The organism is Achromobacter pulmonis, from assembly GCF_021733725.1.
Classification (GTDB): domain Bacteria; phylum Pseudomonadota; class Gammaproteobacteria; order Burkholderiales; family Burkholderiaceae_B; genus Achromobacter; species Achromobacter pulmonis.
On record NZ_JAIFOT010000001.1, the window covers coordinates 3,533,710 to 3,556,694 of the forward strand.

Annotated in this window: 28 protein-coding genes; 12 read left to right on the forward strand and 16 right to left on the reverse strand. The window is 68.4% G+C overall.

Annotated elements, in window-relative coordinates; all coding sequences use genetic code 11:
- Window positions 1–50 precede the first annotated feature (50 nt).
- Together K2W61_RS16350 and K2W61_RS16355 are read left to right on the forward strand one after the other, a co-directional pair.
- Complete coding sequence (locus K2W61_RS16350) at window positions 51–716, forward strand: response regulator (protein WP_175133432.1); 666 nt, start codon at window positions 51–53, stop codon at window positions 714–716.
- On the forward strand, window positions 713–1,582 hold the full coding sequence (locus K2W61_RS16355) for a sensor histidine kinase (RefSeq protein WP_175133433.1): 870 nt from the start codon (window positions 713–715) through the stop codon (window positions 1,580–1,582). Before K2W61_RS16350 ends, K2W61_RS16355 begins: the two co-directional genes overlap by 4 nt.
- On the opposite strand, the gene K2W61_RS16360 is transcribed toward K2W61_RS16355, so the two are convergent.
- From K2W61_RS16360 to K2W61_RS16380, 5 genes are all read right to left on the reverse strand, one after another.
- Window positions 1,518–2,153 carry an IbrB-like domain-containing protein gene (locus K2W61_RS16360; protein WP_175141436.1) on the reverse strand — a complete coding sequence of 212 codons (636 nt, stop codon included), beginning with the start codon at window positions 2,151–2,153 and terminating at the stop codon, window positions 1,518–1,520. The genes K2W61_RS16355 and K2W61_RS16360 overlap by 65 nt on opposite strands.
- Entirely contained in the window at window positions 2,038–2,583 is a 546-nt protein-coding gene (locus K2W61_RS16365) for a GNAT family N-acetyltransferase (protein WP_236756077.1), read from the reverse strand. The genes K2W61_RS16360 and K2W61_RS16365 overlap by 116 nt, the downstream gene beginning before the upstream one ends.
- Window positions 2,580–3,803, reverse strand: coding sequence for a phosphoadenosine phosphosulfate reductase (locus tag K2W61_RS16370; RefSeq protein ID WP_236756078.1), 1,224 nt, complete (start codon window positions 3,801–3,803; stop codon window positions 2,580–2,582). The genes K2W61_RS16365 and K2W61_RS16370 overlap by 4 nt, the downstream gene beginning before the upstream one ends.
- A 177-nt stretch (window positions 3,804–3,980) precedes the next feature.
- On the reverse strand, window positions 3,981–4,352 hold the full coding sequence (locus K2W61_RS16375) for a tRNA-binding protein (RefSeq protein ID WP_175133529.1): 372 nt from the start codon (window positions 4,350–4,352) through the stop codon (window positions 3,981–3,983).
- A gap of 121 nt (window positions 4,353–4,473) precedes the next feature.
- The gene (locus K2W61_RS16380; RefSeq protein WP_236756079.1) at window positions 4,474–4,926 is read right to left on the reverse strand and encodes a hypothetical protein; all 453 of its coding nucleotides are present in this window, start codon (window positions 4,924–4,926) and stop codon (window positions 4,474–4,476) included.
- A 204-nt stretch (window positions 4,927–5,130) separates the two neighbouring features.
- Here K2W61_RS16380 and K2W61_RS16385 point away from each other — a divergent pair, with 204 nt between their 5' ends.
- The 3 genes from K2W61_RS16385 (at window position 5,131) to K2W61_RS16395 (ending at window position 6,597) form a co-directional block, all read left to right on the forward strand.
- Window positions 5,131–5,325, forward strand: a complete 195-nt coding sequence (locus tag K2W61_RS16385; protein ID WP_175133438.1) for a hypothetical protein — start codon at window positions 5,131–5,133, stop codon at window positions 5,323–5,325.
- Window positions 5,326–5,363: 38 nt separating this feature from the next.
- The gene (locus tag K2W61_RS16390; RefSeq protein WP_175133439.1) at window positions 5,364–5,849 is read left to right on the forward strand and encodes a GNAT family N-acetyltransferase; all 486 of its coding nucleotides are present in this window, start codon (window positions 5,364–5,366) and stop codon (window positions 5,847–5,849) included.
- A gap of 115 nt (window positions 5,850–5,964) precedes the next feature.
- Window positions 5,965–6,597 (forward strand): FMN-binding negative transcriptional regulator, encoded by a 633-nt coding sequence (locus K2W61_RS16395; RefSeq protein ID WP_175133440.1) that lies wholly within the window; start codon window positions 5,965–5,967, stop codon window positions 6,595–6,597.
- Here K2W61_RS16395 and K2W61_RS16400 read toward each other — a convergent pair.
- Window positions 6,557–7,825 (reverse strand): MFS transporter, encoded by a 1,269-nt coding sequence (locus K2W61_RS16400; protein ID WP_175133441.1) that lies wholly within the window; start codon window positions 7,823–7,825, stop codon window positions 6,557–6,559. The two genes, K2W61_RS16395 and K2W61_RS16400, sit on opposite strands and share 41 nt — an antisense overlap.
- A 77-nt stretch (window positions 7,826–7,902) precedes the next feature.
- Between K2W61_RS16400 and K2W61_RS16405 the strand changes: the two genes are divergently transcribed.
- The 3 genes from K2W61_RS16405 to K2W61_RS16415 all read left to right on the forward strand — a co-directional run bounded on the left by K2W61_RS16405 (window position 7,903) and on the right by K2W61_RS16415 (window position 9,927).
- Entirely contained in the window at window positions 7,903–8,643 is a 741-nt protein-coding gene (locus tag K2W61_RS16405) for an ArsR/SmtB family transcription factor (RefSeq protein ID WP_175133442.1), read from the forward strand.
- 133 nt (window positions 8,644–8,776) lie between these two features.
- The gene (locus K2W61_RS16410) at window positions 8,777–9,427 is read left to right on the forward strand and encodes an N-acetyltransferase (RefSeq protein WP_175133443.1); all 651 of its coding nucleotides are present in this window, start codon (window positions 8,777–8,779) and stop codon (window positions 9,425–9,427) included.
- A 227-nt stretch (window positions 9,428–9,654) separates the two neighbouring features.
- Window positions 9,655–9,927: a hypothetical protein gene (locus K2W61_RS16415; protein ID WP_175133444.1), complete on the forward strand. Its 273-nt coding sequence runs from the start codon at window positions 9,655–9,657 to the stop codon at window positions 9,925–9,927.
- A gap of 76 nt (window positions 9,928–10,003) precedes the next feature.
- On the opposite strand, the gene K2W61_RS16420 is transcribed toward K2W61_RS16415, so the two are convergent.
- The 3 genes from K2W61_RS16420 to ypfJ form a co-directional block, all read right to left on the reverse strand.
- The gene (locus K2W61_RS16420; RefSeq protein WP_175133445.1) at window positions 10,004–10,771 is read right to left on the reverse strand and encodes a DUF1828 domain-containing protein; all 768 of its coding nucleotides are present in this window, start codon (window positions 10,769–10,771) and stop codon (window positions 10,004–10,006) included.
- Window positions 10,768–11,304, reverse strand: coding sequence for a hypothetical protein (locus tag K2W61_RS16425; RefSeq protein WP_175133446.1), 537 nt, complete (start codon window positions 11,302–11,304; stop codon window positions 10,768–10,770). The genes K2W61_RS16420 and K2W61_RS16425 overlap by 4 nt, the downstream gene beginning before the upstream one ends.
- Window positions 11,305–11,485: 181 nt before the next feature.
- Window positions 11,486–12,340 carry a KPN_02809 family neutral zinc metallopeptidase gene (gene ypfJ / locus K2W61_RS16430; protein ID WP_175133447.1) on the reverse strand — a complete coding sequence of 285 codons (855 nt, stop codon included), beginning with the start codon at window positions 12,338–12,340 and terminating at the stop codon, window positions 11,486–11,488.
- An 88-nt stretch (window positions 12,341–12,428) separates the two neighbouring features.
- Here ypfJ and K2W61_RS16435 point away from each other — a divergent pair, with 88 nt between their 5' ends.
- From K2W61_RS16435 to bamC, 4 genes are all read left to right on the forward strand, one after another.
- Window positions 12,429–13,055 carry an L-threonylcarbamoyladenylate synthase gene (locus tag K2W61_RS16435; RefSeq protein ID WP_236756081.1) on the forward strand — a complete coding sequence of 209 codons (627 nt, stop codon included), beginning with the start codon at window positions 12,429–12,431 and terminating at the stop codon, window positions 13,053–13,055.
- Window positions 13,056–13,224: 169 nt separating this feature from the next.
- A complete protein-coding gene (locus K2W61_RS16440) occupies window positions 13,225–13,872 on the forward strand; it encodes a site-2 protease family protein (RefSeq protein WP_175133449.1) in 648 nt (215 codons plus the stop codon).
- A gap of 87 nt (window positions 13,873–13,959) precedes the next feature.
- A complete protein-coding gene (dapA, locus tag K2W61_RS16445; protein WP_175133450.1) occupies window positions 13,960–14,865 on the forward strand; it encodes a 4-hydroxy-tetrahydrodipicolinate synthase in 906 nt (301 codons plus the stop codon).
- A gap of 17 nt (window positions 14,866–14,882) precedes the next feature.
- Window positions 14,883–16,007 (forward strand): outer membrane protein assembly factor BamC, encoded by a 1,125-nt coding sequence (gene bamC / locus K2W61_RS16450; RefSeq protein ID WP_175133451.1) that lies wholly within the window; start codon window positions 14,883–14,885, stop codon window positions 16,005–16,007.
- A gap of 179 nt (window positions 16,008–16,186) precedes the next feature.
- Here bamC and K2W61_RS16455 read toward each other — a convergent pair whose 3' ends face one another.
- The 7 genes from K2W61_RS16455 to K2W61_RS16485 all read right to left on the reverse strand — a co-directional run bounded on the left by K2W61_RS16455 (window position 16,187) and on the right by K2W61_RS16485 (window position 22,964).
- Window positions 16,187–16,414: an endopeptidase gene (locus K2W61_RS16455; RefSeq protein ID WP_175133452.1), complete on the reverse strand. Its 228-nt coding sequence runs from the start codon at window positions 16,412–16,414 to the stop codon at window positions 16,187–16,189.
- A 217-nt stretch (window positions 16,415–16,631) separates the two neighbouring features.
- Window positions 16,632–17,825, reverse strand: a complete 1,194-nt coding sequence (locus K2W61_RS16460) for a ribosomal protein uL16 3-hydroxylase (RefSeq protein ID WP_175133453.1) — start codon at window positions 17,823–17,825, stop codon at window positions 16,632–16,634.
- Window positions 17,822–20,476 (reverse strand): DNA mismatch repair protein MutS, encoded by a 2,655-nt coding sequence (mutS, locus tag K2W61_RS16465; RefSeq protein ID WP_175141438.1) that lies wholly within the window; start codon window positions 20,474–20,476, stop codon window positions 17,822–17,824. Before mutS ends, K2W61_RS16460 begins: the two co-directional genes overlap by 4 nt.
- Window positions 20,477–20,522: 46 nt before the next feature.
- On the reverse strand, window positions 20,523–21,149 hold the full coding sequence (locus tag K2W61_RS16470) for a pyridoxamine 5'-phosphate oxidase family protein (RefSeq protein ID WP_175133499.1): 627 nt from the start codon (window positions 21,147–21,149) through the stop codon (window positions 20,523–20,525).
- A gap of 33 nt (window positions 21,150–21,182) precedes the next feature.
- A complete protein-coding gene (locus tag K2W61_RS16475; RefSeq protein ID WP_236756083.1) occupies window positions 21,183–21,515 on the reverse strand; it encodes a DUF4189 domain-containing protein in 333 nt (110 codons plus the stop codon).
- Window positions 21,516–21,691: 176 nt separating this feature from the next.
- Window positions 21,692–21,955 carry a hypothetical protein gene (locus tag K2W61_RS16480; protein ID WP_175133501.1) on the reverse strand — a complete coding sequence of 88 codons (264 nt, stop codon included), beginning with the start codon at window positions 21,953–21,955 and terminating at the stop codon, window positions 21,692–21,694.
- 109 nt (window positions 21,956–22,064) lie between these two features.
- Window positions 22,065–22,964, reverse strand: coding sequence for a LysR family transcriptional regulator (locus K2W61_RS16485; protein WP_175133502.1), 900 nt, complete (start codon window positions 22,962–22,964; stop codon window positions 22,065–22,067).
- Between the last annotated feature and the right edge of the window lie 21 nt (window positions 22,965–22,985).

The window sequence follows — 22,985 nt, forward strand, 5'->3', positions numbered from 1 at the left end:
ATTAACTTATTACTTTAATAAGTATAACGTGCCGGGACAGGGAGTCTGCGATGCGCATTTTGTTGGTCGAGGATGACGCTTCCATCGCCATGGCGATACAGGCCGGGCTCGGGTTGCAGGGGTTCGTGGTGGATGCCGTCGGCAGCTTGCGGCAGGCCGACCTGGCGATGCAGACATCCCATGTCTGCGCCTGTCTGCTGGATCTGTGCCTGCCCGATGGCGATGGCATGACGCTGCTGCGGAAATGGCGCGCGCGCCGCGAAAGCGTGCCGGTACTGGTGCTGAGCGCGCGCTCGGCGGTCACGCAGCGCGTCGACGCGCTGCGGGCCGGCGCCGACGATTACCTTTCCAAGCCGTTCGACCTGGACGAACTGGGCGCGCGCCTGCAGGCCGTGATCCGGCGCGTGGCCGGGCATGCCAGCGATCGCATCGACCACGGCCGCCTGACCTTGTTTCCGTCGCGCGGCGAGGTGCTGCTGGATGGCGCCCGCATCACGCTGCAGCGGCGCGAGCTGGCCTTGCTCCAGACCCTGTTGCAGCATCCCGGGCAGATCCTCACCATGGACCAGCTGCACGACAGCCTCTATGGCTTCGATGACCGGGTCGAGAGCAACGCCGTCAACGTGCACATCCATAAGCTGCGCCGCAAGTTCGGCGCGGACCTGATCGAAACCGTGCGCGGCTGGGGCTACCGGCTGGGGGCGCCGACGCCATGATCGCCGGCGGGCGCGCGATGCTGCTGCTGGGCGCCACCTGGGTCGCCGGGGTGGTGGCCGGGTGGCTGGCGGCAAGGGGGCTGCCAAGAAGGGGCGCCGAACGCCTGCCGGCGCCGCATGCGTTGGCGCGGCACATGGAAGAAACGCTGCGGCGCGAACGGCATTTTTCGGATTACGCCGCGCACGAGATGCGTTCGCCGGTCACCGCGATCAAGGCGCATCTGCAGGTGCTGCAACGGCTGCCGGCGGCGCGCGATGCGGCCAGCAGCCAGGCGATCGCGCAGGCATTGCTGGGCACCGAGCGCCTGGAGCGCCTGATCGAACAATTGTTGACGCTGGCCCGTGTCGATGGCGCCGAGGCGGCCGAGGGGCCGGCCTGCGACGCCATGACGGTGTTGGATCGGGTGGCGTGCCGCAAGCCCGCCCGGGTGCGCTGGCGCCTGCCCGGCGAACTGCCATGGGCGGCGCTGCCGGACGCCTTGCTGGACTGCGCGGTGCGCAACCTGGTGGACAACGCCCTCAAGTATTCGCCGCCGGACCGGCCGGTGGAGGTCGACGCCACGGTCTTGCCGCACTGGCTGGTGGTGGCGGTGCGCGACCATGGTCCCGGCCTGACCGCGACGCAGTGCGAACAGGCGGCCGAGCCGTTCTGGCGCGGCCAGCGTCAGGTCGAGGGGGCGGGCCTGGGGCTGTCGATCGTGGCGACCATCGCGGCGCGCCATGGCGGCATGCTGGCGCTGGCGCCGGCCGCGGGCGGCGGCCTTTGCGCGCGCCTGACCCTGCCGCTGGCCGAGACGCCGGTTATTCCCAGGATCGAGAATAGCTGTGATCCCGGAACAGCTCGGGCAGGCCCGACACCTGTTTGAAGCGCAGCACTTCGTCTTCGTCCATGCCGAGCTGGCGCGCCACGTCGGCGTCGCTCCAGCCGGCTCGCAGCAGGCGCACCACGATCTCGGTCATGGGCATCACGCCGTGCACGCCGCGGGCGCGGTTGTGGCGGATGGTGGCGGCGATGCGGTCGGCGGCCGCGTCGCGGCCCGGCCGGATCGTCACCAGCGGCAGGTAGCCGTGCACGCGCGCCTGGATCGGGCCTTTCTTCTTGCCGACGCGCTGGCGGTGAAAGCCGTCGACCACCACGTAGCGATCCGTCGCCGCATGATGGGCGACGATGGGCTGGGTATAGCCGTCGGCCGCGATCGACAGCTCCAGCAGCCGCATTTCGGGCGGCGCGACGCTGTTGGGGTTGTAGTCGTTGGCCTCGACCTGGTAGCCGGGAATCCACTGCACGCAGTCGACCGGTTCAGCCGCGAACGGGCTGTGCTCATGCAGGCAGCGCCGGATCCGGTTGATGGCGTCGATGCGCGAAGCCAGGGGCAGGTTGCGCAGTTCCTCGAACAAGGTCCTGGCGCGGTTCTCCAGATCCGTTACGTGTGGCATGCGTGTTCCTTTTCAAGGTGACCCAGTTGCCCCGGGTGGTTTGGACCTGGAAGCCGTGCGGCAGCAGCAGCGTCGCGCAGTCGCGCGGCACGCGTAGCGTGCAGGGTTGGTCGCGTTCGTCGATGAATTCGAGCACCTGGCGGCGCAGCTCCCGGAACAGGCCGCGCTGGCGCGCTTCGGGGCGGATGTAGCCGTCGCGGATGCGGACGGCGCCGGTCTGCAATTCGATGCTGACGAAACCGAGCAGGCGCTGCTGGCCGCGCCGGCGCACCACGAACCAGCGGTGGCGCGCGCTGTCGTTCAGGGGGTAGCCGCCGCAGTCGCGGCGCACCGTGGCGCTGGCGAAAAAGCGCCCCATTTGGGCGAAGAAGGCGGCCTCGTCGTCGTAGGAGGTCAGGCGCAGGAAGTCGTATTGGTTCAGGGCGGTCATGGGGACGTCCGCTGTGCCGGGGCAAGCACGGTGTCGATGTCGCGGCGGGCGGGCCCGAACGACAGTGAACGGGCCATGTCCTGCTTGAGCAGCGACAGGCCGATGCGCCGCCAGGATGGCTGCGCCTTGCGGTTTTCGAGATCGGGAATGCCGGCATCGGGCCACTGGGCCAGCGGTTGGCCGTGCTGTTCCCACCAGGCGATGAAGACGTCGATGCGGCGCGCGTATACCTGGCGCAGCGTGGCGGGCATGCTTTCGAGCAGGAACTGGCTGTACTGGCGCCAGGAACTGAAGGTGGGCGGCAGGCCGAGGCCGCCGCGATAGCCAAGAAAGCGCTGGCGGCAGTAGCGGGCGGCATAGTTGGCGCCTTCGACGCGCTTGACGGCGCGGAACCAGGTGGCCGGCTCGAGCTTGTGGAACAGGTCCAGCCCCTTGCGCTGGTCGTCGCCATAGGGTTGGCAGATGCGCATCTGCGAGTACGCCACGCCGGCGCGCAGCATCTGGTCGTAGAGCCGGTTGTAGGGGTGGCGGTGCTCGCCGGTGTAGCGCCAGATGTCTTCGAACTTCCAGTCGTAGATCGGAAAGAAGGTGACGGCCCTGTCGCTCAGCTTGTCGCGCGTGCTCCAGGCCAGCGCCTTGCGCGCGCCAGGCGGGGTCCAGGCGCATTTCTTGCTGCGGCGCTTGACCGCCAGGTAGCGGTTGAGCGATTCGTCGGAGCGGATGCCCACCAGGAACGCGGTGGACGCGTCGCGCGACAGCCAGTGGTTGAATTCGGGCACGAACTCCTCGAATTCCATGCGATGGCGGTAGAACGGGAAATAGCCGGGATCGCTGATCACGGCGGGATGCCGTGGCAGCGGGCGGATCCAGTCGGCCTCGCGGCCCGGTTCCCAGGCGCACCAGTAGGGTTCGCGCAGGCTGGAGGCATTGCGCAGGTTGATGGGCAGGCAGATCCACCACGGATGGACGTCGGGCCGCTGGAACATCTCGGTGACGTGGGCGATGGTGGCCTGGTATTGGCCTTCGAGATCGATGAAGACCGCGTGCACCGGGCCGCGTCCCATTTCGCGCGCCACGTCGAGCGCCAGATGCAGGGTGACGGAGCTGTCCTTGCCGCCCGAAAAGGCGACGCAGACGCGTTCGAAGTACTTGAACGCCAGGCGGATGCGCGCCCGGGCGGCTTCAAGGACATTGCAGTCGCGGTAATGCTTGACCGCCATTCTTCCCACCTTTGCACGGCATTACGGTCGCGCCGGGTGGCCGGGGCCATGGCGCCATGTCTCTGTCGGCCAGGAAGGGTTTATACGTATCCACCGCGACAGGCTAGTGAGAATAGCCCGAACGCGCAGGGGTCACGCGGTCATTGCGTCCGACTTTGATCGGACGGGGCGCGCGCCTCAGGTCAGCCTGGCACCGTTGGGCACATGGTGCTCGGGCGTCACCAGAATGGTGTGGTCGGCATCGTCGGCCAGGCCCAGCACCAGCACTTCGGAGCGCACCGGGCCGACCTGGCGCGGCGGGAAGTTGACCACGGCCAGCACGCGCTTGCCCGGCAATTGCTCGAGGCTGTAGCGGCCGGTGATTTGCGCCGAGCTTTTCTTGATGCCGACGCCGGCGCCGAAGTCGATGGTGAGCTTGTAGGCCGGTTTGCGCGCTTCGGGGAACGGGTCGGCGGCCATCACGGTGCCGACGCGGATGTCGACCTTCATGAAGTCGTCGAAGCTGACGGTGGCGGCGGGCGGGGTGTTCGGGTCCTGGGTGTAGTGCATGGTCTCGGGTGAGGCGAAGCGGCGCATGGGCGCGATGGTGGCGCATCGCGTCGAGCCGGCCGCGGTCCCGTCGTGCCGGCGGCGCATGGGCGCGCGCGGCACGGCAGGACCGTCAGGCGCGTCAGGGTTTGGTGGCGGCGGCCGCCGGGGCGGCGCTTTTCTTGCCGCGCGGCTTGGCCGCGGGCGTCTGGGTTACTGGCGGCGTGTCGATCTCCTGTTTGTTTCGTTCGCCCCGCGGGGTGTTTTCCGGATGGGGTTTGGGAAAGGCCCAGGGTTTCGTTTTCTGATCCATTGCTTGTACTCCTTGCACAGGCGGAACAGTAGCATTTGCCGTGGCCGTGAGTAAGTGAGGGTTGACGTCAATATTCATCGCATCGTGATGGGGAAAAGCGGCGGGCGCGGTATCGCGCCGGCTGCTGTACGACCGCCGCGGCGGCGGTGCGTTCACTATTTGATGGGGGGCGTGTGTGGTGATGGGTTGTCGGAAGGCCGCGATGTCGATCGCGGACCGGGCCTGGCGGCGGATCCGGCGCCAGCGCGGACGCGCAATATACCCGGTTGGCGCGTCGCGCATGGCGCAACGCTTGCCGCGATCCGCGCGGCAATACGCATGCCAGGCGCGGTTCGGCGCAATTCTACCGCGCCCGGGGCCAGCCCCGCGTTCAGGGTATTCATCCGGATGGCATCCGGCCTCATCCCTTTGCATCGGCGAAACCCTGTATTGTCGGCCGCGCTGGAACGTCTACGATGGACGTCGTGCACATAGGGGGGATGCGCTATGGACACGAGCAAGGAATGGTATGCCGCCGTCAAGGAATGGCAGCGCGCGCGCGACGCATTGACCAGCGCCATCGCCGCCATCAAATGGCCCGATCCGACACCGGATTGCCTGGCCACTTACGATCGTGCCTATGCGCAGGAGACTGCCGCGCGCGAGCGCATGAAGCAGGCCTATGAGCGTGTGCGGCGGTGATGCGGTGAGGCGGCGGCGCGGTTGCTACACTGCCGCGCATGACGCAATTTTCGAACACTCTGATCGTCCGGCCGGCGCGGCCCGACGACGTGGCGGCGCTGGAAGCCGTGCTGACGCGCACCTACGAAGGCACCTGGCGGCCGCAGATGACGCCGGAGAAATACCGGTATTTCCTCGATAGCGGCAAGATCCCGCGCTACGTCGCCGAGCGCGGCGCGCGCTTTCATGTGTGCGAGGCCGATGGCCGCGTGGCCGGCATGGTCGATTGGGAGCAGAACTTCATCTGGGCGCTGCATGTGCATCCGGATTGGCAACGGCGTGGCGTCGGCGCCGCGCTGCTGGCGCTGGCCGAGGATGGCATGCGCGCCGACGGCCACCGCCAGGCGCGCCTTGAGACCGACACCTTCAACACACAGAGCCGCGCGTTCTATGGCAAGCACGGCTATGTCGAAGCCGACACTTACCCTGACGAGGAATGGGACAGCGGCTTCACCACGGTGCTGCTGGTCAAGGCGCTGGCCTGACACGGCGCGGGCATGGCGCCATGGCATGGCTCCATGAATTGCGATGCCTATGGCTCTGGCAATGGGGCCAGGGCGGCGTTAAGGTGGGCTTTTCTTACCGACCACGTCATTCGCCATGTACCTGCCGTCCGCTTTCCGTGAAGACTCGCCCGAGGTCCAGCACGATTTCATCCGCGCGCATCCTCTCGGGGTGCTGATGACCGGCGGGGAAGGCGGGCTGATGGCCAACCACATTCCCTGTCTGCTCTACCCTGAAGGGCCGCAAGGCGTGCTGCGCCTGCACATGGCGCGCGCCAATCCCCAATGGCGGGAACTGGCCGCGGGCGCCGAATGCCTGGTGGTGTTCCATGGCGCGCAGGCCTACATCACGCCGTCCTGGTACGCCACCAAGGCCGAGACACACAAGGTCGTTCCGACCTGGAATTTCGTCGCCGTGCATGTCTGGGGCAGGCCGACGGTGCACGATGACGCGGCCTGGGTACGGACCCAGATCGGCGCCTTGACCGACGCGCAGGAGAAGGCGCGGGTCGAGCCCTGGCGGGTGGAGGACGCGCCCGAGGATTTCATCGCCGCGCAGATGCGCGCGATCGTCGGCGTGGAGATCGCCATCACGCGCATCGAAGGCAAATGGAAGGTCAGCCAGAACCGCAACGCCGCCGACCGCCAGGGCGTGGCGGCCGGGCTGGCGGGCGAGCATGGCGACGCCGTCATGGCCGGGCTGGTGGCGCGTCGCGGCGGCCTGGATTGACGTGGCGTGAGGCGCCTCGGCCCCAAGCCAGGCAGACGATCGCCGCCGCCTGCAGGGCCGCCGCCAGCGCCAGGAACCCGAACAAGGGGTGCGGCCCCTGGCCGGACAGTGTCCGCAGCACGCCGAACACGGCCGGCGCGAAGGCGTAGGCGGCCTGCGACAGGGCCACGATCAGCGGCACCACCCGCGCCGCGTCCGCACGCGTGAATTCGGCCTGGGCGATCAGCGGCGGCAGCGAGGTGGCGTTGCCAATGCCGGCGCCGAACAGCAGCACGCCCAGCCACACCGCCCAGGTGTGCTCCATGGCCAGCATCAGCACCAGCGAGCCGGCGATCTGCGTGGCGTACGACAGGCAGGCCACCAGGCGGCGGTCGGCCGCCGGCGGCATCAGCCAGCCCACCAGGCTGCGGCCGGCGATGGCGCTGGCCGTGGCCAGTCCCATGGCGATGCCGGCGGTCTGCGCGCCCAGCAGCGGCGCCAGCAGCGACAGCAGGTGGGCGATCAGGCCGATCTGCGCGAACAGGCCCAGCGCCATGCCCGCGCCCAGCGACAGGAAGGCGCGGTCGCGCCACAGCCGCGGCACGGCCGGCGCGGTCGCCGCCTGTGCCGGCGCCTGCGGCGGCAGGCCGTCGGGATGCTGGCCCAGTTGCCGGGGCGTGACGGCGAAGACCCGGCGCGCCAGCACCGCGATCACGATCACCATCGCCGCGCCTACCCACGCGGCGGCCTGCGCGAAGCCGCAAGCGCCGATCAGGAATACCCACAGCGGCGAGAACACGATGCCGCCGACGCTGGCGCCGTTGTAGGCCATGCCCAGCGCGGCGGGCCGGCGCTGGACGAACCACGGCGCGATCAGCGCGTTGACCGCTGCTGCGCCCAGCGTCACCCAGCCCATGCCGGAGAACAGCGCGGCTGCATACAACTGCCATGGTTCGGCCGCGCGCGCCCAGCCGGATACGCCCAGCGCCAACGCCAGCGCGCCGGCCACCGTCACCGCCGGCACGCCCCAGCGCCGGTACAGGCGCGGCAGGTTGGCGACGATCAGGGTGCCGCACAGAAAATGCAGCGTGACGGCGGCCGATACCAGGGCCACGCTCCAGCCGGTGCGCTGCACGACTGCGTGCAGGAACACGGGCGGGCCGTAAAAACCCACGCCCCAGCCGAAGATGGCCAGCACGAAGGTGGCCTGGAGGACGGTCCAGCCAAAGAAACGAGTCGGGGTGTGCATGACGGTGCGCGCTGTCTTGTTGCGATGACTCGCAGTATGCTTGTGCCTGCACACAACACTTTGGCCTGGGCCGAATCATGGAATCCGAGTTCGCCGACATCAATCTCTCGGCTGTCGCCGGCGCCATCGCCGATCCGGCGCGGGCCCGCATGCTGTGCCTGCTGCTCGATGGCCGCGCCCGCACCGCCACCGAGCTGGCGGCGGCCGCCGACATCGGCGCGTCCACCGCCAGCAGCCATTTCCAGCGGTTGCGCGAGCAGGGGCTGGTGGAGCAGGCGGCGCAGGGCAAGCATCGCTATTACCGGCTGGCCAACGCCGAAGTGGCGCGGGCGCTGGAAGCCTTGCTGGTGGTGGCGGGCGCCGAACGCGCGCCCTTCAAGCCGAATACGCCGTCGGCCCTGCGCGAGGCGCGCACCTGCTACGACCACATGGCCGGCACCCTGGCGGTGCGCGTTCATGATGCGATGCTGGCGCGCCGGTGGCTCACCGCCGATGGCCGCGATTACGTGTTGACGCCGCTGGGCGAGGCCTCGCTGGCGCAGGTGGGGGTGGACGTGGCGGGGGCGCGCCAGCGCCGCCGCCGCTTCGCCTGCCCGTGCCTGGACTGGAGCGAGCGCCGCTCGCACCTGGGCGGCGCGCTGGGCGCCGCCTTGCTGGAGGCGCTGCTGCAACGCGGCTGGGTCGACAAGGACCTGGATTCGCGCGCGCTCTCCGTCACGCGCAAGGGCGCGCGGCAGTTTCCCGCATTTTTCGGCATGTCCGGGGAGGCGGCCGCCGACGCGGTGGACTGGAACCAGCAAGGCGGCCACGCCGCCTAGCGTTCCCCGGCCGGGGACTCCCCCGGCTTGATGCGCTTTCCCTCGATTTCACTTTCGCCCCCCGCGGACCGGCTGGCCGCGGGGGGCGCACATCTTTTTTTCATCGGGCATTTGCCCTGTACAGGAGGTGGCCTTGCCTACGCTGGCCCTGCACCTTCTCCGCCGCGCCTTGCCTTGCGCGACGGAGCTGCGCATCGACGTCAACCACGGTCCGCGCGAAGTGGAAACCGAACTCGATGCCATCCACGACCGCATGAACCGGCCCTCGGATCGCCTGCATGGATTGCCGGAGGTTCAAACCGATATCCCTGGCCTGGTGCTTCGCTACCGCGAAGCCGATGGCGAGTATTACGTGTACGTGGTGGATGTGCGGCGTGGGCGGCTGGCGGGCTATACGGTGTTCAACCGCCTGATCGAAGTGGGCCGGCGCGCCGACCCCTATGTGCGCGCGCCGCACTCGAAGTACGCCGCGCCGTACCAGGGCATGGGGCTGGCCACGGCGGTGTATCGCTGGGGGCTGGAGGCGGGGCTGTGCATCATGAGCGGAGCGCGCCAGTCGGTCGGCGCCCATCGCCTGTGGCTGGGCCTGGCGCGTGACTACACGCTGGGCTACGTCGATCTGCGGCGCAAGCGCCTGACCTATCTGGGCGCGGCCGTGACGGCGCCGGTGCTGGGCGACCTGCATACCCGCATGTTCCTGCTGGGACGGGGCTGGAGCCTGCCGGACTACCTGCGTGCCACCGCCATGCAGGTGGCCGAAAGTGCGCTTTCGCAACAGCCCTAGGGGAAATCCCCGGGACGGATCCGCGCGGCCCGCGCCGGACGACCCTGTCATCCGGCTGTAAGCCGCGTCCCGCCTGCCTGTCGCCGCCCTTGCCGAACCTGCCGTGGAAACGGGGACGCAATTTCCGCATTGCAACAGTGTTTCTATCGGCAGCTCACGTTACAAAACATATCTGAACTGTCATGGGCAGGCGCGGTATGCTGAATCGCAGAAAGAGGGCATCCGAAGTGCATCAGAACAACTTGATCTACAAGGGATACCGGCTGACGGCCAAGGTTTCCCGGGGCGCCGGCGCTGAAGTTCAGGCGTTGCCCAGCGGCCCCGTTTTCATCGCATCGATCATGGTGGTCCAGGCGGGCGCCGTGCAGGAAGGCGGCGACGAATATCCCGTGCCATGCTTTGCCGAGGGCGGTTTCGTGTACAGCCCGCGCGAGGCCGTGCATGCCGCCATCCTGCATGGCCGCGAGATCGTCGACGGCCTGACCCACATGTCTACCTGACGCCGGGGCGGCGCCGGCAAGGCGCGCCATGGCGGCCATGCGCCACCGCGCCTGGGGTGCGGCGGCCGCGCCCGCCTTACTCGGCGGCGAAAACCGCTTTCCAGTCGCGCGTCTTGGCCAGCGTCAGCACGCTGGCCGATTGTTCCAGGATGGCCACGGCCTTCTTCAATTCCTCGGCCGAGGCGCCATCTTCCAGGATGACCATGCGCGCGTTGCGGGCGTTGGCCATTTTCACGTCCGACATCTTGCCGTGGGTCTGGTAGACCTGGGTCCAATCCATTTTCTTGCCGGCCTTCAGGGCGATCGGCTCGATATAGGTGAGCGCAGTGCTGCCGGCCGCGCGCACGGCGAAGGCGAAGTCGGCGGTGTGGCCGCTGCTGCCCTTGGCGCGCGCGCCCTTGACCATGCGGTTGGGGCCGACGCCGGCCGCCAGCGCCCGGCCCACCTGGGCGCGAAAGCGCAGCTGGCTGAAGCGCGGCATCCATTTGGCGCACTGGAACGACAGCGCCATGGCCAGCTTGACGGCGTCCCACAAGGCTTCCTGCAATTGCTCGTTGGGGCCGGTGGCGACGATGGCGCCGGACTTGTCAAAGTGCGCCAGGCTGACGCCCGGGGTTTCGTTGAGGAAATCGATGCGCTTGGCCGCCACTTCGATCCCGTAGCTGGAGGCGTGCATCGCGGTCTCACAGGCGTCGGTGAGATAGAAGGTGTCGTCGTCCGGATAGGCGATGAAAAACGCCGCGTGCTGGCCGTCCAGGCCCAGCGTCATCGGTGCGATTGCGCGGATCGCGTGTTCGCCCGCCGGCAGGACGGTCCAGCCGGCGGCTTCCAGGAAATTGCTCATAGGATCAGTTCGATTTGTCGGCCCTTGAGGGGATGCGCGAAACCGCCGGTCAGGGTCAGGTTGGCCCTCGGCAGGAAATACTGCATCAGCTCGGCGATGGTATGCAGGGCGGGCACGACGGGCGCGGCGTAGCCTTCGCCTTCGTCGACCCAGATATGTTCGTGGCTGCGGTCGGCCAGCGGCTTGCGGTAGTGCGGCCGGTCCTGGCCCACCAGACTGGTGTGGAAGGCGTCATCGGTGTCGACGCCGAAGACGCGGTGCGGGCCGACGAACAGGCTGGCGCAGAAGGCTTCGGCCAGGAAGATCGTGGCCTGGCCGTGCACGTCGGTGCGGGCGCCGCGATAGGTGGCGCGAAAGATCACGTCGTCGCGCACCTCGCCCTTGACGCGGCACGGGCTGGCGAATTCCATCCATTGGGGGCTGATCGCGGCCGGCTTGGGGGTCCAGGTGACCGGTTTGACGGTTTCCTTGGGCTCCGCAAGGATCTCTTGCACCTCATCAGGGGTGATTAACGGTTCGAACTTGTTGGCCATGGAACGGATCTAGAGTCGGGAAATGCACCGCCGGGCCGCCCAGCGGAAAAGCCCCCTCGCGGGGGCTCTGACCCGCGCCGCCGGATGGGCGCGGGGGCGTAATCTTACAAGATGAAGACGGTGCCGGTCTGTTCGCTGTACGGATATACAGCCATGGCGGCCGGCGCGCCGGCATGCCGGGCTACAGCGAACTGGCGGCGAAAGTATCGCATTGCTTGAGGCTGCCGCTTTCCAGGCCGCGCTTGAACCAGCGCACGCGCTGCGCCGACGAGCCGTGGGTGAAGGCGTCGGGCACCACATAACCCTGGCTCTGCTTTTGCAGCCGGTCATCGCCGATGGCGGTGGCGGCGGCCAGCGCTTCCTCGACGTCGCCGCTTTCGAGGATATTGCGGGCGGCGTTGGCGCGCTGCGCCCACAGGCCGGCGAAGCAGTCGGCCTGCAGTTCCATGCGCACCGACAGCGCGTTGGCCTGCGAGGGGTTGCGCCGGCGCAGGTTGTCGACCTGGTCGGAGATGCCCAGCAGATGCTGGACGTGGTGGCCGACCTCGTGCGCGATGACATAGGCCTGGGCGAAATCGCCGGGGGCCTTGAAGCGGCTCTGCAATTCGTCGAAAAAGGCCAGGTCGATATAGACCTTGCTGTCGCCGGGGCAGTAGAACGGCCCCATGGCGGCCTGGCCGGTGCCACAGGCGGTGGGCGTGGCGCCGCGGAACAGCACCAGCTTGGGCGGCACATATTGGCGGTTCAGGTCTTTCTGGAAGATGGCGCTCCAGGTGTCCTCGGTTTCGCCCAGCACCTTGGACACGAAGCGCGCCTGCGGGTCGTTGGCGGGCGGCCGGGTGGCCGGGCCGGTCTGCTGCTGCGTCGGCGGACCTTCGGCCATCTGCAGCACCACGCTGGGGTCGATGCCGAAATACATGGCCACCAGGGCCAGCACGATGGTGCCGATGCCGATGGTGCCGCGGCCGCCGATGCGCGGGCCGCTGGCGCGGCGGTCTTCCACGTTGTCGCTCTCGCGGGAATCGTCCAGGCGCATACTGTGTCTCCGGGCGGGCCCGCAGGGCCGCCATGTGTTGCCAGTGCCGCGATGGTGAAGCGGCCTTCAAGAGTGTTAGGATAAACCCATGGCTCTCCATTTAGATATCCACCCCGCGAATCCGCAACCGCGTCTGCTCAAGCAGGCCGCCCAATGGCTGAACGACGGGGGCCTGGTGGCGGTGCCCACTGATTCCAGCTATGCGGTGGTCGCGCGCCTGGACGACAAGAACGCGGCCGACGGCCTGCGCCGCCTGCGCGGCCTGGACGAACGCCATCACCTGACGCTGCTATGCCGCGACCTGGCCGAGATCGGCCACTTCGCGCGCGTCGACAACCGCCAGTACCGCCTGCTCAAGGCCGCCACCCCGGGGCCCTGGACCTTCATCCTGGAAGCCACCAAGGAGGTGCCGCGGCGTGTCTCGCACCCGTCGCGCAAGACCATCGGCATCCGCGTGCCCGATCATGCCGTCATGCTGGGCCTGCTCGAACAGATGGGCGCGCCGCTGCTGTCCACCACCCTGATCCCGAAGGGGGAGGACGAGGCCCTGAACGACGCCGAGGCCATCCGCGAGCGCTACGCCCACGACCTGGCCGCCGTGATCGACGCCGGCGCCTGCCCGCAGTCGCCGACCACCGTGATCGACCTGACCGGCGCCGAGCCGGCCGTGGTGCGGGTGGGCCGCGGCGATCCGGCCACGTTGGGCCTGGCCTGAACCCCGGTCGCCCGCGCCGGCAAGGCGCCGCCGCCATCCGCGGGCCGCTTGCCCGCCGCGCGGAAGGCCTGGCCCGCGTCCGCGGCGCTGCCGGCCGCTGCGGCGTCTTGCTCCGTTCGGTTTTTTGCCGCGCCTTTCTTCGCGCGGCTCCTCTACAATCCGGTTCGCCATGAACGAGATCATCCAAACCATCGCGGTCTACGCGATACCGGTCATTTTCGCCATCACCCTGCACGAGGCCGCGCACGGCTACGTCGCGCGCATGCTCGGCGATCCGACCGCGTACCAGGCGGGCCGCGTCAGCCTGAACCCGGCTCGCCACATCGACCCGATCGGCACGCTGCTGGTGCCGGTGGTGATCCTGCTGACTTCCAAGCTGCTCGGCAGCCCCGGCATGCTGTTCGGCTGGGCCAAGCCGGTGCCGGTGGATTTCGGCCGCCTGCGCCGCCCCAAGAAAGACATGCTGTGGGTGGCGCTGGCCGGGCCCGCCGCCAATCTGCTGATGGCCATCCTGTGGGTGTTTTCGCTGCGCCTGTTTCTCGAAACCGGCATGCAGGAGAGCTTCTGGTTCGAAATGGCCATGGCCGGCGTGCAGGTCAACCTGGTGCTGATGGCGCTGAACCTGCTGCCGGTCCCGCCGCTGGATGGGGGACGTATCCTTTTCAGCCTGCTGCCGAACCGCCTGGCCTGGCAGTATTCGAAAATCGAGCCGTATGGCCTGGTCATCGTGGTGGTGCTGTTGGTCACCGATGTGCTGTGGATATTGATGCGTCCGGTATTGGCTTTGGGGACGGCTATCGTCCAGTGGTTTCTGTAGGAATTTGGCCAATATCCGTTAAACTCAGCGGTTTCACTGATTCTGGCCCTGGGGCATCCCGCCGTGGGGCTTTGGAGCCCTTCACTTATGGCATCCCCTGCACCCGCCGCAGGCGTTAATTTCCAGGGCAGCATGGTGGCCCTTGTCACCCCGATGCAGCCCGACGGCAGCCTGGACTACGCTGCCTACCGGTCGTTGATCGACTGGCATATCCAGGAAGGAACCGATGCTCTGGTGGTGGTGGGCACCACCGGGGAGTCGCCGACGGTCTCCATGGAAGAACACGCGGAATTGATCCGCGTGGCGGTCGAGCATGCGGCGAACCGCATCCCGGTCATCGCCGGCGTGGGCGCCAATTCCACCGATGAAGCCATCCACCTCACGCGCCACGCCAAGGCGGTGGGCGCGCAGGCCGGCCTGTCGGTGGTGCCGTACTACAACAAGCCGTCGCAGGAAGGCCTGTACCGCCACTTCCGCGCCATCGCGGAAGCCGTGGACCTGCCGACCATCCTGTACAACGTGCCCGGCCGCACCGTGGCCGACATGAGCACCGAAACCGTGCTGCGCCTGGCCCAGTTGCCGGGCATCATCGGCATCAAGGACGCCACCGGCGACATCGCCCGCGGCGGCCTGCTGCTGCGCGAGGCGCCGGCCAGCTTCCAGGTGTTCAGCGGCGACGATCCCACCGCCGCCGCCCTGATCCTGCTGGGCGCGCGTGGCAATATTTCCGTCACCGCCAACGTCGCGCCCAAGTTGATGCGCGACTTGTGTGCCGCCGCCCTGGCGGGCAATGTGCCGAAGGTGCGTGAACTTAATGCGTACCTGGCCCGTCTGAACAAGGCTTTGTTCGTTGAAGCCAATCCTATTCCCGTCAAGTGGGCGCTGGCCGAAATGGGCCGCACCGCACTGGGCTACCGGTTGCCGCTGGTGGAACTGGGCGCGCAGCACCACGAAACGGTGCGTCGCGCGCTCCAGGAAACGGGCCTGCTCTAAATATCGTGAGGATACGTATGAACAAGCGTCATGCCGGTATGTCGGCATTGATGTCTCTGGTGTTGTTGGCCGGCTGCAGCGAGGTCAACCAATTCCTGGGCAATGAAGAGTCCGTCAACTACAAGAGCGCCGTCACCCAACGTGGCGAGCCGCTGAGCATTCCGCCCGACCTGACCCAGGCCGCCAGCGATCCGCGCTACCGCGCGCCGGCGTCGGGTTCCACGACCTATTCGCAATTCCAGCAGCAGGGCCAGGCGCAAGCCACGGCGCCCAAGAGCAGCAACGTGCTGCCGAACCGCCAGGACATGCGCGTCGAGCGCGATGGTGACCTGCGCTGGCTGGTGGTCGATCGCCCGCCCGAGGACGTGTTCCCGCGCCTGGTCGACTTCTGGACCGAAAACGGCTTCACCGTCGCCAGCAACAATCCGGCCGCCGGCCTGATCGAAACCGACTGGGCGGAGAACCGCGCCAAGATCCCGGAAAGCTGGCTGCGCCAGGCCCTGGGCGCGGTGCTGGAATCGGCCTGGGATAGCGGCGAGCGCGAAAAATTCCGCACCCGCGTCGAGCGCGTCAACGGCCACACCGAGATCTTCGTCAGCCATCGCCAGATGCTCGAAAAGCGCGTCGGCGGCGACGGCATGCAGGTGCAATGGCAGAACGGCAAGGAAGACCCGGGCCTGAACGCCGCCATGCTGGCGCGCATGATGGTCTATCTGGGTACCGACGTCGACAACGCCCGCAAGCTGGTGCAGCAGGCCGAGGCCGCGCCGCAACAGCCGGCGGTGCAACAGGACGTGCGCGCCCAGGGCGCTGCCCTGATCGTCAACGAATCGTTCGACCGCGCCTGGCGCCGTGTCGGCGTGGCCTTGGACAGCGGCGGCTTCTCGGTCGAAGACCGCGACCGTTCGGCCGGCGATTACTACGTGCGCTACGTCGATACCGACACCGGCGAGCAGATCGACCAGCCGGGTTTCTTCAGCCGCATGTTCTCGGGCGACAAGAAAGCCGAGGCGCCGCAATACCGCATCCACCTGGTCGCCAGCGGCGATCAGACCAACGTGACGGTGCTGGACGCCAAGGGCACGCGCGACAACAGCGCCACGGCGCAACGCTTGCTGAGCGTGCTGAAAGACAAGATGTGATGTCCCTTCTTCGCGTGGCGCCTTGGCGCCCGCGTCGATCCGGAAAAGGCCCCTCGGGGCCTTTTTCTTTGGGTGCGGCCGGCGAGGTGCGGCCGGCCTGCAATCGCCCGCGCACAAACGAAAACCCCGGCGCGAGGCCGGGGTTTTCTTTCCTGGATCAGGGCGGGGGGGGTCTCTGATCAGGAAGCGGGCGTGGTCGAGCCGCCGGGGGCATTCGAGCCGCCGCCAGGCGTGGTGGCTGGGGCGGGAGCCGGCGCCGGCGAGGTGGCCGGCGAGGGGCTGGAGGGCGCCGGGGCGCTGGCGCCCGGCGTGGGGTTGTTCGCGGGCGCCGGGGCATCTTCCTTCTTGTTGCAGGCACTGAGCGAGACCGCCAGCACCGACGCAATAATCAAGGTTTTGCTCATCATTTTTAGACTCCTGTAGATGACGACTCTTGAAACCCCGTCAGGGGAAACCAGGACTCAGGCTACAGGAAGCCGTAAGCGATGCGAGTGTGGAAATTAAAAAGGTCGCATCCCAATGGCAACAAACCTTTCCACGCGGTGTGATGTCTTGCTGTATGTGACCTGGCGTACAGACCTCATTGCGTTCTGTGCAAGACGGATACGCACAGGTGTCCGGATACTACGGGGCGACGTAATGAATCCAGCCCGAGTCCAGCCAATCCGCCAGGCAGGCGCGGGCGTCATCCGACAGGCGCGCGCAGGCCGGATCGGCGCAGTCCAGGCTGCGCGCATCGGCCAGTTTGCACAGCGCGGGCGCGGCCGGCGTCATCGCGGTTTCGCCGTTGATGAAGAGCTGCTTGCCGCGATAGAGCATGCGGCTGCGGCGGTCCAGCACCAGCCTTCCGGCGGCGGGCCAGTCTTCTTCCAGATCCACCTCCAGGCCTTGCGGGCCATCGAAGACGCTGAGGTTGCTGGGTTCGGTCAGCCAGCAGCCCAGGAAGCGCGAGGCCAGCGCGTCGTCAAAGCGCAGCTTGCCGACGGTGTCGAGCGTGGCTTGGACCAGCGCGTCCGGCACCTGGGCCGGCGTGGCCACCGCGGCCTGGGCCGGGTCGCGGTAGACGGCCGACAGCTTGGGGCCGGGCAGCGCCGGTTCGCCGTAGGGGCCGCCCAGCAGCCCGACGCGCGCCATCACCTGGTCGGCGGCGGCTTCGAGCAGGCCGCGCGCCAGCGTGGCCTGCGTGGGGGCACGGAAACCGATGGAGATGGTCATGCAGCCGTCGCCCATGGCGATGCCGTCATGCGCGGCCTGCGGCGGCAGGTAAAGCATGTCGCCCGGCGCCAGCACGGCCTGTTGCTCGGGCTGGAAATGGCTGAGGATCTTGAGCGGCAGCCCGGGTTCGAGCGACAGGTCCTTCTGGCGCCCGTAGCGCCATTCGCGCTGGCCGGCGGCCTGCAGCAGGAATACATCGTAGCTGTCGAAGTGCGGGCCGACGCCGCCGCCATGGCTGGCGATGCTGATCATCACGTCGTCCAGGCGCGCATCGGGGATGAAGCGGAACTGCTGCATCAGTTCGGCGGCGGCATCGCTGTGCAGGTCGACGCTTTGCACCAACAGGGTCCAGTCGCCCTCGTTGTCCTTGGGCAGGCGGGCGAAAGGGCCGCTTTCCATCTGCCATTCGCCGTTCTCGCGCCAGATCAGGCGCGATTCGACGTCGTCGCGGCGCGCCAGCTTCTTGATCGCGGCGAGGGTGACCGGCGGCTTGAAATCGGGAATGGCCTGGCGGATCAGCAGCGGCTTCTTTTGCCAGTAGCGGCGCATGAAGTCGTTGGGGCTCTGGTTGCCCAGCAGCGGCAGGGGATGGTCTAGGTTCATTGCAGGTGCTTCTTCAGGCGGTAGAGGGCGTCCAGCGCTTCGCGCGGGGTCAGGCTGTCGGGGTCGATGGCGGCGAGTTCCTCGCGCAGCGTGTCCAGCGCCTCGATGGTGTCGGCGCGGTCGGCGGCGGCATAGGCCTGCGCATCGGCGTCGGCCGCGGCGGAGAACAGGCCCAGTTGCGGCGTGGGCGCGCCTTGCGCTTCGAGCCGTTCGAGTTCGCGGGTGGCCTGGCGGATCACGGCGGCGGGCACGCCGGCGCGTTGCGCCACCTGGATCCCATAGCTGCGGCTGGCCGGGCCTTCGCGCACTTCGTGCAGGAATACGATGCCGCCAGCCGATTCGGCCGCCGCCAGGTGGACGTTGGCCGAGGCGGGCTGTTCGGCCGGCAGGCGCGTCAGCTCGAAGTAGTGGGTGGCGAACAGCGTCAGGGCGCGGTTGTGCGCCAGCAGGCGGCAGGCGATGGCCCACGCCAGCGCCAGGCCGTCGTAGGTGGAGGTGCCGCGGCCGATCTCGTCCATCAGCACCAGGCTGTTGGGCGTGCTGGCCGCGAGGATGGCGGCGGCCTCGGTCATCTCCATCATGAAGGTCGAGCGCCCGCCCGCCAGGTCGTCGGCGGCGCCGATGCGGGTGAAGATGCGGTCGATGCGGCCGATGCGGGCGCGCGCCGCCGGCACGAAGCTGCCGATGCGCGCCAGCAGCACGATCAGCGCCACCTGCCGCATGTAGGTCGATTTACCGCCCATGTTGGGACCGGTGATCAGCAGCATGCGCCGCGCCGGATCGAGCCGGCAGCCGTTGGGCGTGAAACGTTCGATGGCCTGTTCGACCACCGGGTGGCGGCCAGCGTCGATGTCGATGTCGGCCTGCTCGGACAGTTCGGGGGCGATCCAGTCGTGGCGTCGCGCGTGTTCGGCCAATGCGGCCAGAGTGTCCAGCTCGGCCAGCGCGCCGGCGCAGTCGGACAGCGGGCGCACGTGTTCGGCCAGTACGTCCAGCAATTGCTCGAACAGCCATTTCTCGCGCGCCAGCGAGCGGTCCTGCGCCGACAGCACCTTGTCTTCCCAGGTCTTGAGTTCCGGGGTGATGTAGCGCTCGGCGTTCTTGAGGGTCTGGCGGCGGCGGTAGTCTTCCGGCACCTTGGCGGTCTGGCCCTTGGTGACTTCGATGTAGAAGCCGTGCACGCGGTTGAATTCGACGCGCAGGTTGCTGATGCCGGTGCGCTCGCGCTCGCGCGCTTCCAACTGCACCAGGAAGTCGCCGCCGTCGGCGGCCAGGGCGCGCAGTTCGTCCAGTTCGGCGTCAAAGCCGGCGGCCAGCACGCCGCCGTCGCGGATCGCCACGGCCGGTTCGGCGGCGATGGCGCGCGCCAGCAGGGCGGCCAGCGCCGGGTCCACCGACAGGTGCGAAATCAGGTCATTCAGGCGCGGCGCGGCGGCCATCGGCGCCACCAGGTCGCGCAGCGCGGGCAGCGCGGCCAGCGCATCGCGCAGGCTGGCCAGTTCGCGCGGACGCACCGAGCGCAGCGCCAGCCGCGCGGCGATGCGTTCGATGTCGGGGAAGGCGTTGAGCGCGCCGCGCAGCGTCTCCAGCAGGCCGGCCGAGCCGAAGGTCTGCTCGACATCCATGCGGCCGGCCAGCAGCGTCGAGATGGCCTGTTGGCGGGCCTGGGCCGGCGCGTTGTCGCGCAGGGGATGGTGCAGCCAGCGGCGCAGCAGGCGGCTGCCCATGGGCGTGCGGCAGCCATCCAGCAGCGAGAACAGCGTGGGCGAGTCTTCGCCCGACAGCGTCTGCGTCAACTCCAGGTTGCGGCGCGTGACCGGGTCGAGCAGTACATACTGGCCGGGCCGCTCGGCCGACAGGCTCTGCACGTGCGCCAGCGCCTGCGACTGGGTGCGGGCGGCATAGCGCAGCAGCGCGCCGGCGGCGCAGATGCCGGCCGGCATGTCCTCGATGTCGAAGCCGGCCAGCGTATCGGTCTTGAAATGCGCCAGCAGGTGGGCGCGGGCGCCGTCGCTTTCGAAGTGCCAGTCCGGCACGCGCGAGCGGGCGCCCTCGAACGCGAAGTCGAATTCGGCGCTGTCGGCGCAGACGATCTCGGCCGGCGCGATGCGGTGCAGTTCGGATTCGAGTTGTGCCGGCGCGCATTCGGTGACGCGGAAGTCGCCGCTGGCCAGGTTCAGCCAGGCCAGGCCGGCGCGCGGCGCGCGGGCATTGCCGGTGACGAACACCGCGGCCAGCGCGCGGTCGGCCTTGGCCGGCAGCAGCGCGTCGTCGGTCAGCGTGCCGGGCGTGACGATGCGCACGATGCGGCGCTCGACCGGGCCCTTGGAGGCGGCTGGATCGCCGATCTGTTCGCAGATGGCGACGGACTCGCCCATCGCCACCAGCCGCGCCAGGTACTGCTCCATCGCGTGCACCGGCAGGCCGGCCATGGGAATGGGCGTGCCATTGGACGAGCCGCGCTTGGTCAGCGTCAGGTTGAGCAGGCGCGCGCCGCGCTCGGCGTCTTCATAGAACATTTCATAGAAGTCGCCCATGCGGTAGAACAGCAGCAGGGGGCCAGCCTCCGCCTTGAGGCGGAGGTACTGCTGCATCATGGGGGTGTGGCCCGCGTGGGCGTCGGCGGCGGTGGTCTGTGTTGCGGAATTCATGCCCGTGATTGTATCGGGCCGGGGCGCGGGGGGACGGTGACGGCGCTCAATACAGCGTGCTGGCGACCCGCGCGGGCAGATCGCGGTCGTAGGCCACGCCGTCGAAGGTGCCGGCGGTCAGGTCGGACAGCACGCGGCCGACGCTGGGCAGCGCCGCGCGCGGGATCTGCGTGGCCGGGTCCCACAGCCGCGAGCGCAGCAGGGCGCGCGAGCATTGGAAATAGACGGCTTGCACATCGACGATCAGGACGGAGCGCGGTTGCTTGCCGTCCATCTCGAATCGTTGCAGCAATGCCGGGTCGACGCTGATGCGCGCGATGCCGTTCACGCGCAGCGTCTCGTTGACGCCGGGGATCAGGAACAGCAGCGCCACGCGTGGGTCGGCCAGGATGTTGCGCAGGCTGTCGATGCGGTTGTTGCCGCGCCGGTCCGGCAGTAACAGCGTCTTTTCATCCTCGATCACTACGAAGCCGGCGGGATCGCCGCGCGGCGAGACATCCAGGCCATCGGGGCCCGAGGTGGCCAGCGCCGCGAACGGCGCGGCCTCGATGAAGGCGCGGTAGTGCGGATGGACGTGGTCGACTTCCTTCTTGAGCGAGGCTTCACCCGGTTCGCCATACAGGGCTTGCAGGGCGGCGGCGTCGGTAACGAAGTGAGCGGGGTTCAAGGGCATGGCGAAGGCTCGGGAAAAGGGGGAGGCGGTGCGTTATTGCACGCGCACCGGCATGCTGCAATCGTAGAAGCATACCTCGCCGTCGCCGCCGCGTTCTTGCTTGCACTCGGCGAGCACCCTATCCGTCGCGGCCCCGAGCGTGGGGGCGATCCGGGAGAGGGCGATGCCGTTGCCCCAGACGATCGCGCCGCATTGCTTGGCGTGCGAGACCTGCTCGCGGCCGTCGCCACCGCCTTTGTTGGCGCAGACCGCATCGGAGTCGTTTTCGGCTGGTCGCCGGCTCTTCCTGCTGCCGGCCGCGCCAACTTTGCCGGCGATGGCATCCAGGGCGGTGGGTGGCGCTTGCACGCCCCGAGAATAGGGCAAAAGCCGGTTCAGGCTTCCTGGCCGTAGCCGAAGGGCCAGCGGCGGCGGGTGGGTTCGGGCTTGGCGGTGTCTTCTTGCATGTTTTTCTCCGTAGGGTGCATTCGGGGGGATTCTATTTCCCGAGATGTAACAGCATTGCAAGGGATCGTTAGCACTCTATCGTTGCGGGCCGCACGCTAGTCGACCGCGAACAGCGTGACCTGGCGCTCGAGCGCGTAGGTGGCGCGGTAGCGGGCGGGCGTGGCTCCCCGGTCGATCAGCAGCAGGCCTTCGCGTTCTGCGGCGGCCAGGACTTCGCGCAGCTTCTGGCCGCCGTCCAGGCCGGTGGCTTCCTGCAGCCGCCGCAGGGGCAGATAGTCGCCGTTCTTGACTCCGGACAGGCGCGGGAAGGCGTTGAGCCAGATGCTGCGGCTGGGCGGGGAATTGATCAGACTGGTCATGGGCGAGGGTCCCTTGCGGTCGGATTGCTGTATGAATGAACAGTATATCCGAACGTCGGACCGAATCCCGATGGGGATGTCGCACCGGAACGGCGCCGGGCCGCGGACGCTAGCGCGCCGCTCCGGTATGGGCCAGCAGGCATTGCACCAGCGCGTCGAACACTGTCTTGCAACGCGGGCTGGCGCGCAGGTCTTCGTGCATGGTGATCCAGGTTTCGAGCTGGAATGAGACCTGGTCGGGCAGCACGCGCACCAGTTGCCGGTCGCGGCGGGCCAGCGCCACCTGGCAGACGCCGATGCCGGCGCCGGCGCGGATCAGGGCCAGTTGCGCCAGGTCGCTGTCGGCCCGCAGGGTGAAGCTGTCGCGGCTCCAGGACACCGCCAGGCGCTTGCCGGCGCCGCGCAGGAAGGGCGTTTCGGTGTCGTAGCCGATCAGCGTGTGGCCGGACAGGCCGGCCAGCGTGGCCGGCGTGCCGCAGCGGCGCAGGTAGTCCTTGCGCGCGTACAGACCGATCTCGACATGGCCGACGGGGCGCGCGATCAGTTGTTCCTGCTTTGGCGGCGCCATGCGCACGGCGATGTCGGCTTCGCGCAGCAGCAGGTTCTGCACGCGGTTGGTGGGGGCCAGTTCGAGGGTCAGGCGCGGGTGGTCGCGGCGCAGGCGCGCCAGCACCGGCGGCAGCACCTCGATGCCGATGACCTCGCTGGCCGAGATCCGCACGGTGCCGGCCACGCCTGGGCCTTGCGCGGCGGCCGCGCGTTCCAGGGCCGCGGCATGGCTGTGCATGGCTTCGGCGTAGCCGCGCAGCGACAGGGCGGCGTCAGTGGCCAGCAGGCCGGTCTGCGAGCGGGTGAACAGGACCTGGCCCAGGGCCCGTTCGAGCGCCGCGATGTGGCGGCCGACCGTGGGTTGGGTGATGTCGAGCGTGCGCGCGGCGCCGGACAGCGAGCCCTCGGCGAGCACGGCCAGAAAGCTGCGGTAGAGTTCCCAGCCGATCGGTTTGGTCATGCATAAATGTATAGCCGCTGG

Coding starts and splice junctions, on each gene's coding strand:
- K2W61_RS16385 (WP_175133438.1), top strand. CDS start 5,131: ATGGACACGAGCAAGGAATGGTATGCCGCCGTCAAGGAATGGCAGCGC.
- K2W61_RS16355 (WP_175133433.1), top strand. CDS start 713: ATGATCGCCGGCGGGCGCGCGATGCTGCTGCTGGGCGCCACCTGGGTC.
- K2W61_RS16405 (WP_175133442.1), top strand. CDS start 7,903: ATGGAATCCGAGTTCGCCGACATCAATCTCTCGGCTGTCGCCGGCGCC.
- K2W61_RS16435 (WP_236756081.1), top strand. CDS start 12,429: ATGGCTCTCCATTTAGATATCCACCCCGCGAATCCGCAACCGCGTCTG.
- K2W61_RS16440 (WP_175133449.1), top strand. CDS start 13,225: ATGAACGAGATCATCCAAACCATCGCGGTCTACGCGATACCGGTCATT.
- K2W61_RS16455 (WP_175133452.1), bottom strand. CDS start 16,414: ATGATGAGCAAAACCTTGATTATTGCGTCGGTGCTGGCGGTCTCGCTC.
- K2W61_RS16425 (WP_175133446.1), bottom strand. CDS start 11,304: ATGGCCAACAAGTTCGAACCGTTAATCACCCCTGATGAGGTGCAAGAG.
- K2W61_RS16400 (WP_175133441.1), bottom strand. CDS start 7,825: ATGCACACCCCGACTCGTTTCTTTGGCTGGACCGTCCTCCAGGCCACC.
- K2W61_RS16420 (WP_175133445.1), bottom strand. CDS start 10,771: ATGAGCAATTTCCTGGAAGCCGCCGGCTGGACCGTCCTGCCGGCGGGC.
- K2W61_RS16485 (WP_175133502.1), bottom strand. CDS start 22,964: ATGACCAAACCGATCGGCTGGGAACTCTACCGCAGCTTTCTGGCCGTG.
- K2W61_RS16395 (WP_175133440.1), top strand. CDS start 5,965: ATGTACCTGCCGTCCGCTTTCCGTGAAGACTCGCCCGAGGTCCAGCAC.
- K2W61_RS16360 (WP_175141436.1), bottom strand. CDS start 2,153: ATGCCACACGTAACGGATCTGGAGAACCGCGCCAGGACCTTGTTCGAG.
- K2W61_RS16470 (WP_175133499.1), bottom strand. CDS start 21,149: ATGCCCTTGAACCCCGCTCACTTCGTTACCGACGCCGCCGCCCTGCAA.
- K2W61_RS16375 (WP_175133529.1), bottom strand. CDS start 4,352: ATGCACTACACCCAGGACCCGAACACCCCGCCCGCCGCCACCGTCAGC.
- K2W61_RS16480 (WP_175133501.1), bottom strand. CDS start 21,955: ATGACCAGTCTGATCAATTCCCCGCCCAGCCGCAGCATCTGGCTCAAC.
- K2W61_RS16350 (WP_175133432.1), top strand. CDS start 51: ATGCGCATTTTGTTGGTCGAGGATGACGCTTCCATCGCCATGGCGATA.
- K2W61_RS16380 (WP_236756079.1), bottom strand. CDS start 4,926: ATGCGCGACGCGCCAACCGGGTATATTGCGCGTCCGCGCTGGCGCCGG.
- dapA (WP_175133450.1), top strand. CDS start 13,960: ATGGCATCCCCTGCACCCGCCGCAGGCGTTAATTTCCAGGGCAGCATG.
- K2W61_RS16460 (WP_175133453.1), bottom strand. CDS start 17,825: ATGAACCTAGACCATCCCCTGCCGCTGCTGGGCAACCAGAGCCCCAAC.
- K2W61_RS16365 (WP_236756077.1), bottom strand. CDS start 2,583: ATGACCGCCCTGAACCAATACGACTTCCTGCGCCTGACCTCCTACGAC.
- K2W61_RS16390 (WP_175133439.1), top strand. CDS start 5,364: ATGACGCAATTTTCGAACACTCTGATCGTCCGGCCGGCGCGGCCCGAC.
- bamC (WP_175133451.1), top strand. CDS start 14,883: ATGAACAAGCGTCATGCCGGTATGTCGGCATTGATGTCTCTGGTGTTG.
- ypfJ (WP_175133447.1), bottom strand. CDS start 12,340: ATGCGCCTGGACGATTCCCGCGAGAGCGACAACGTGGAAGACCGCCGC.
- mutS (WP_175141438.1), bottom strand. CDS start 20,476: ATGAATTCCGCAACACAGACCACCGCCGCCGACGCCCACGCGGGCCAC.
- K2W61_RS16370 (WP_236756078.1), bottom strand. CDS start 3,803: ATGGCGGTCAAGCATTACCGCGACTGCAATGTCCTTGAAGCCGCCCGG.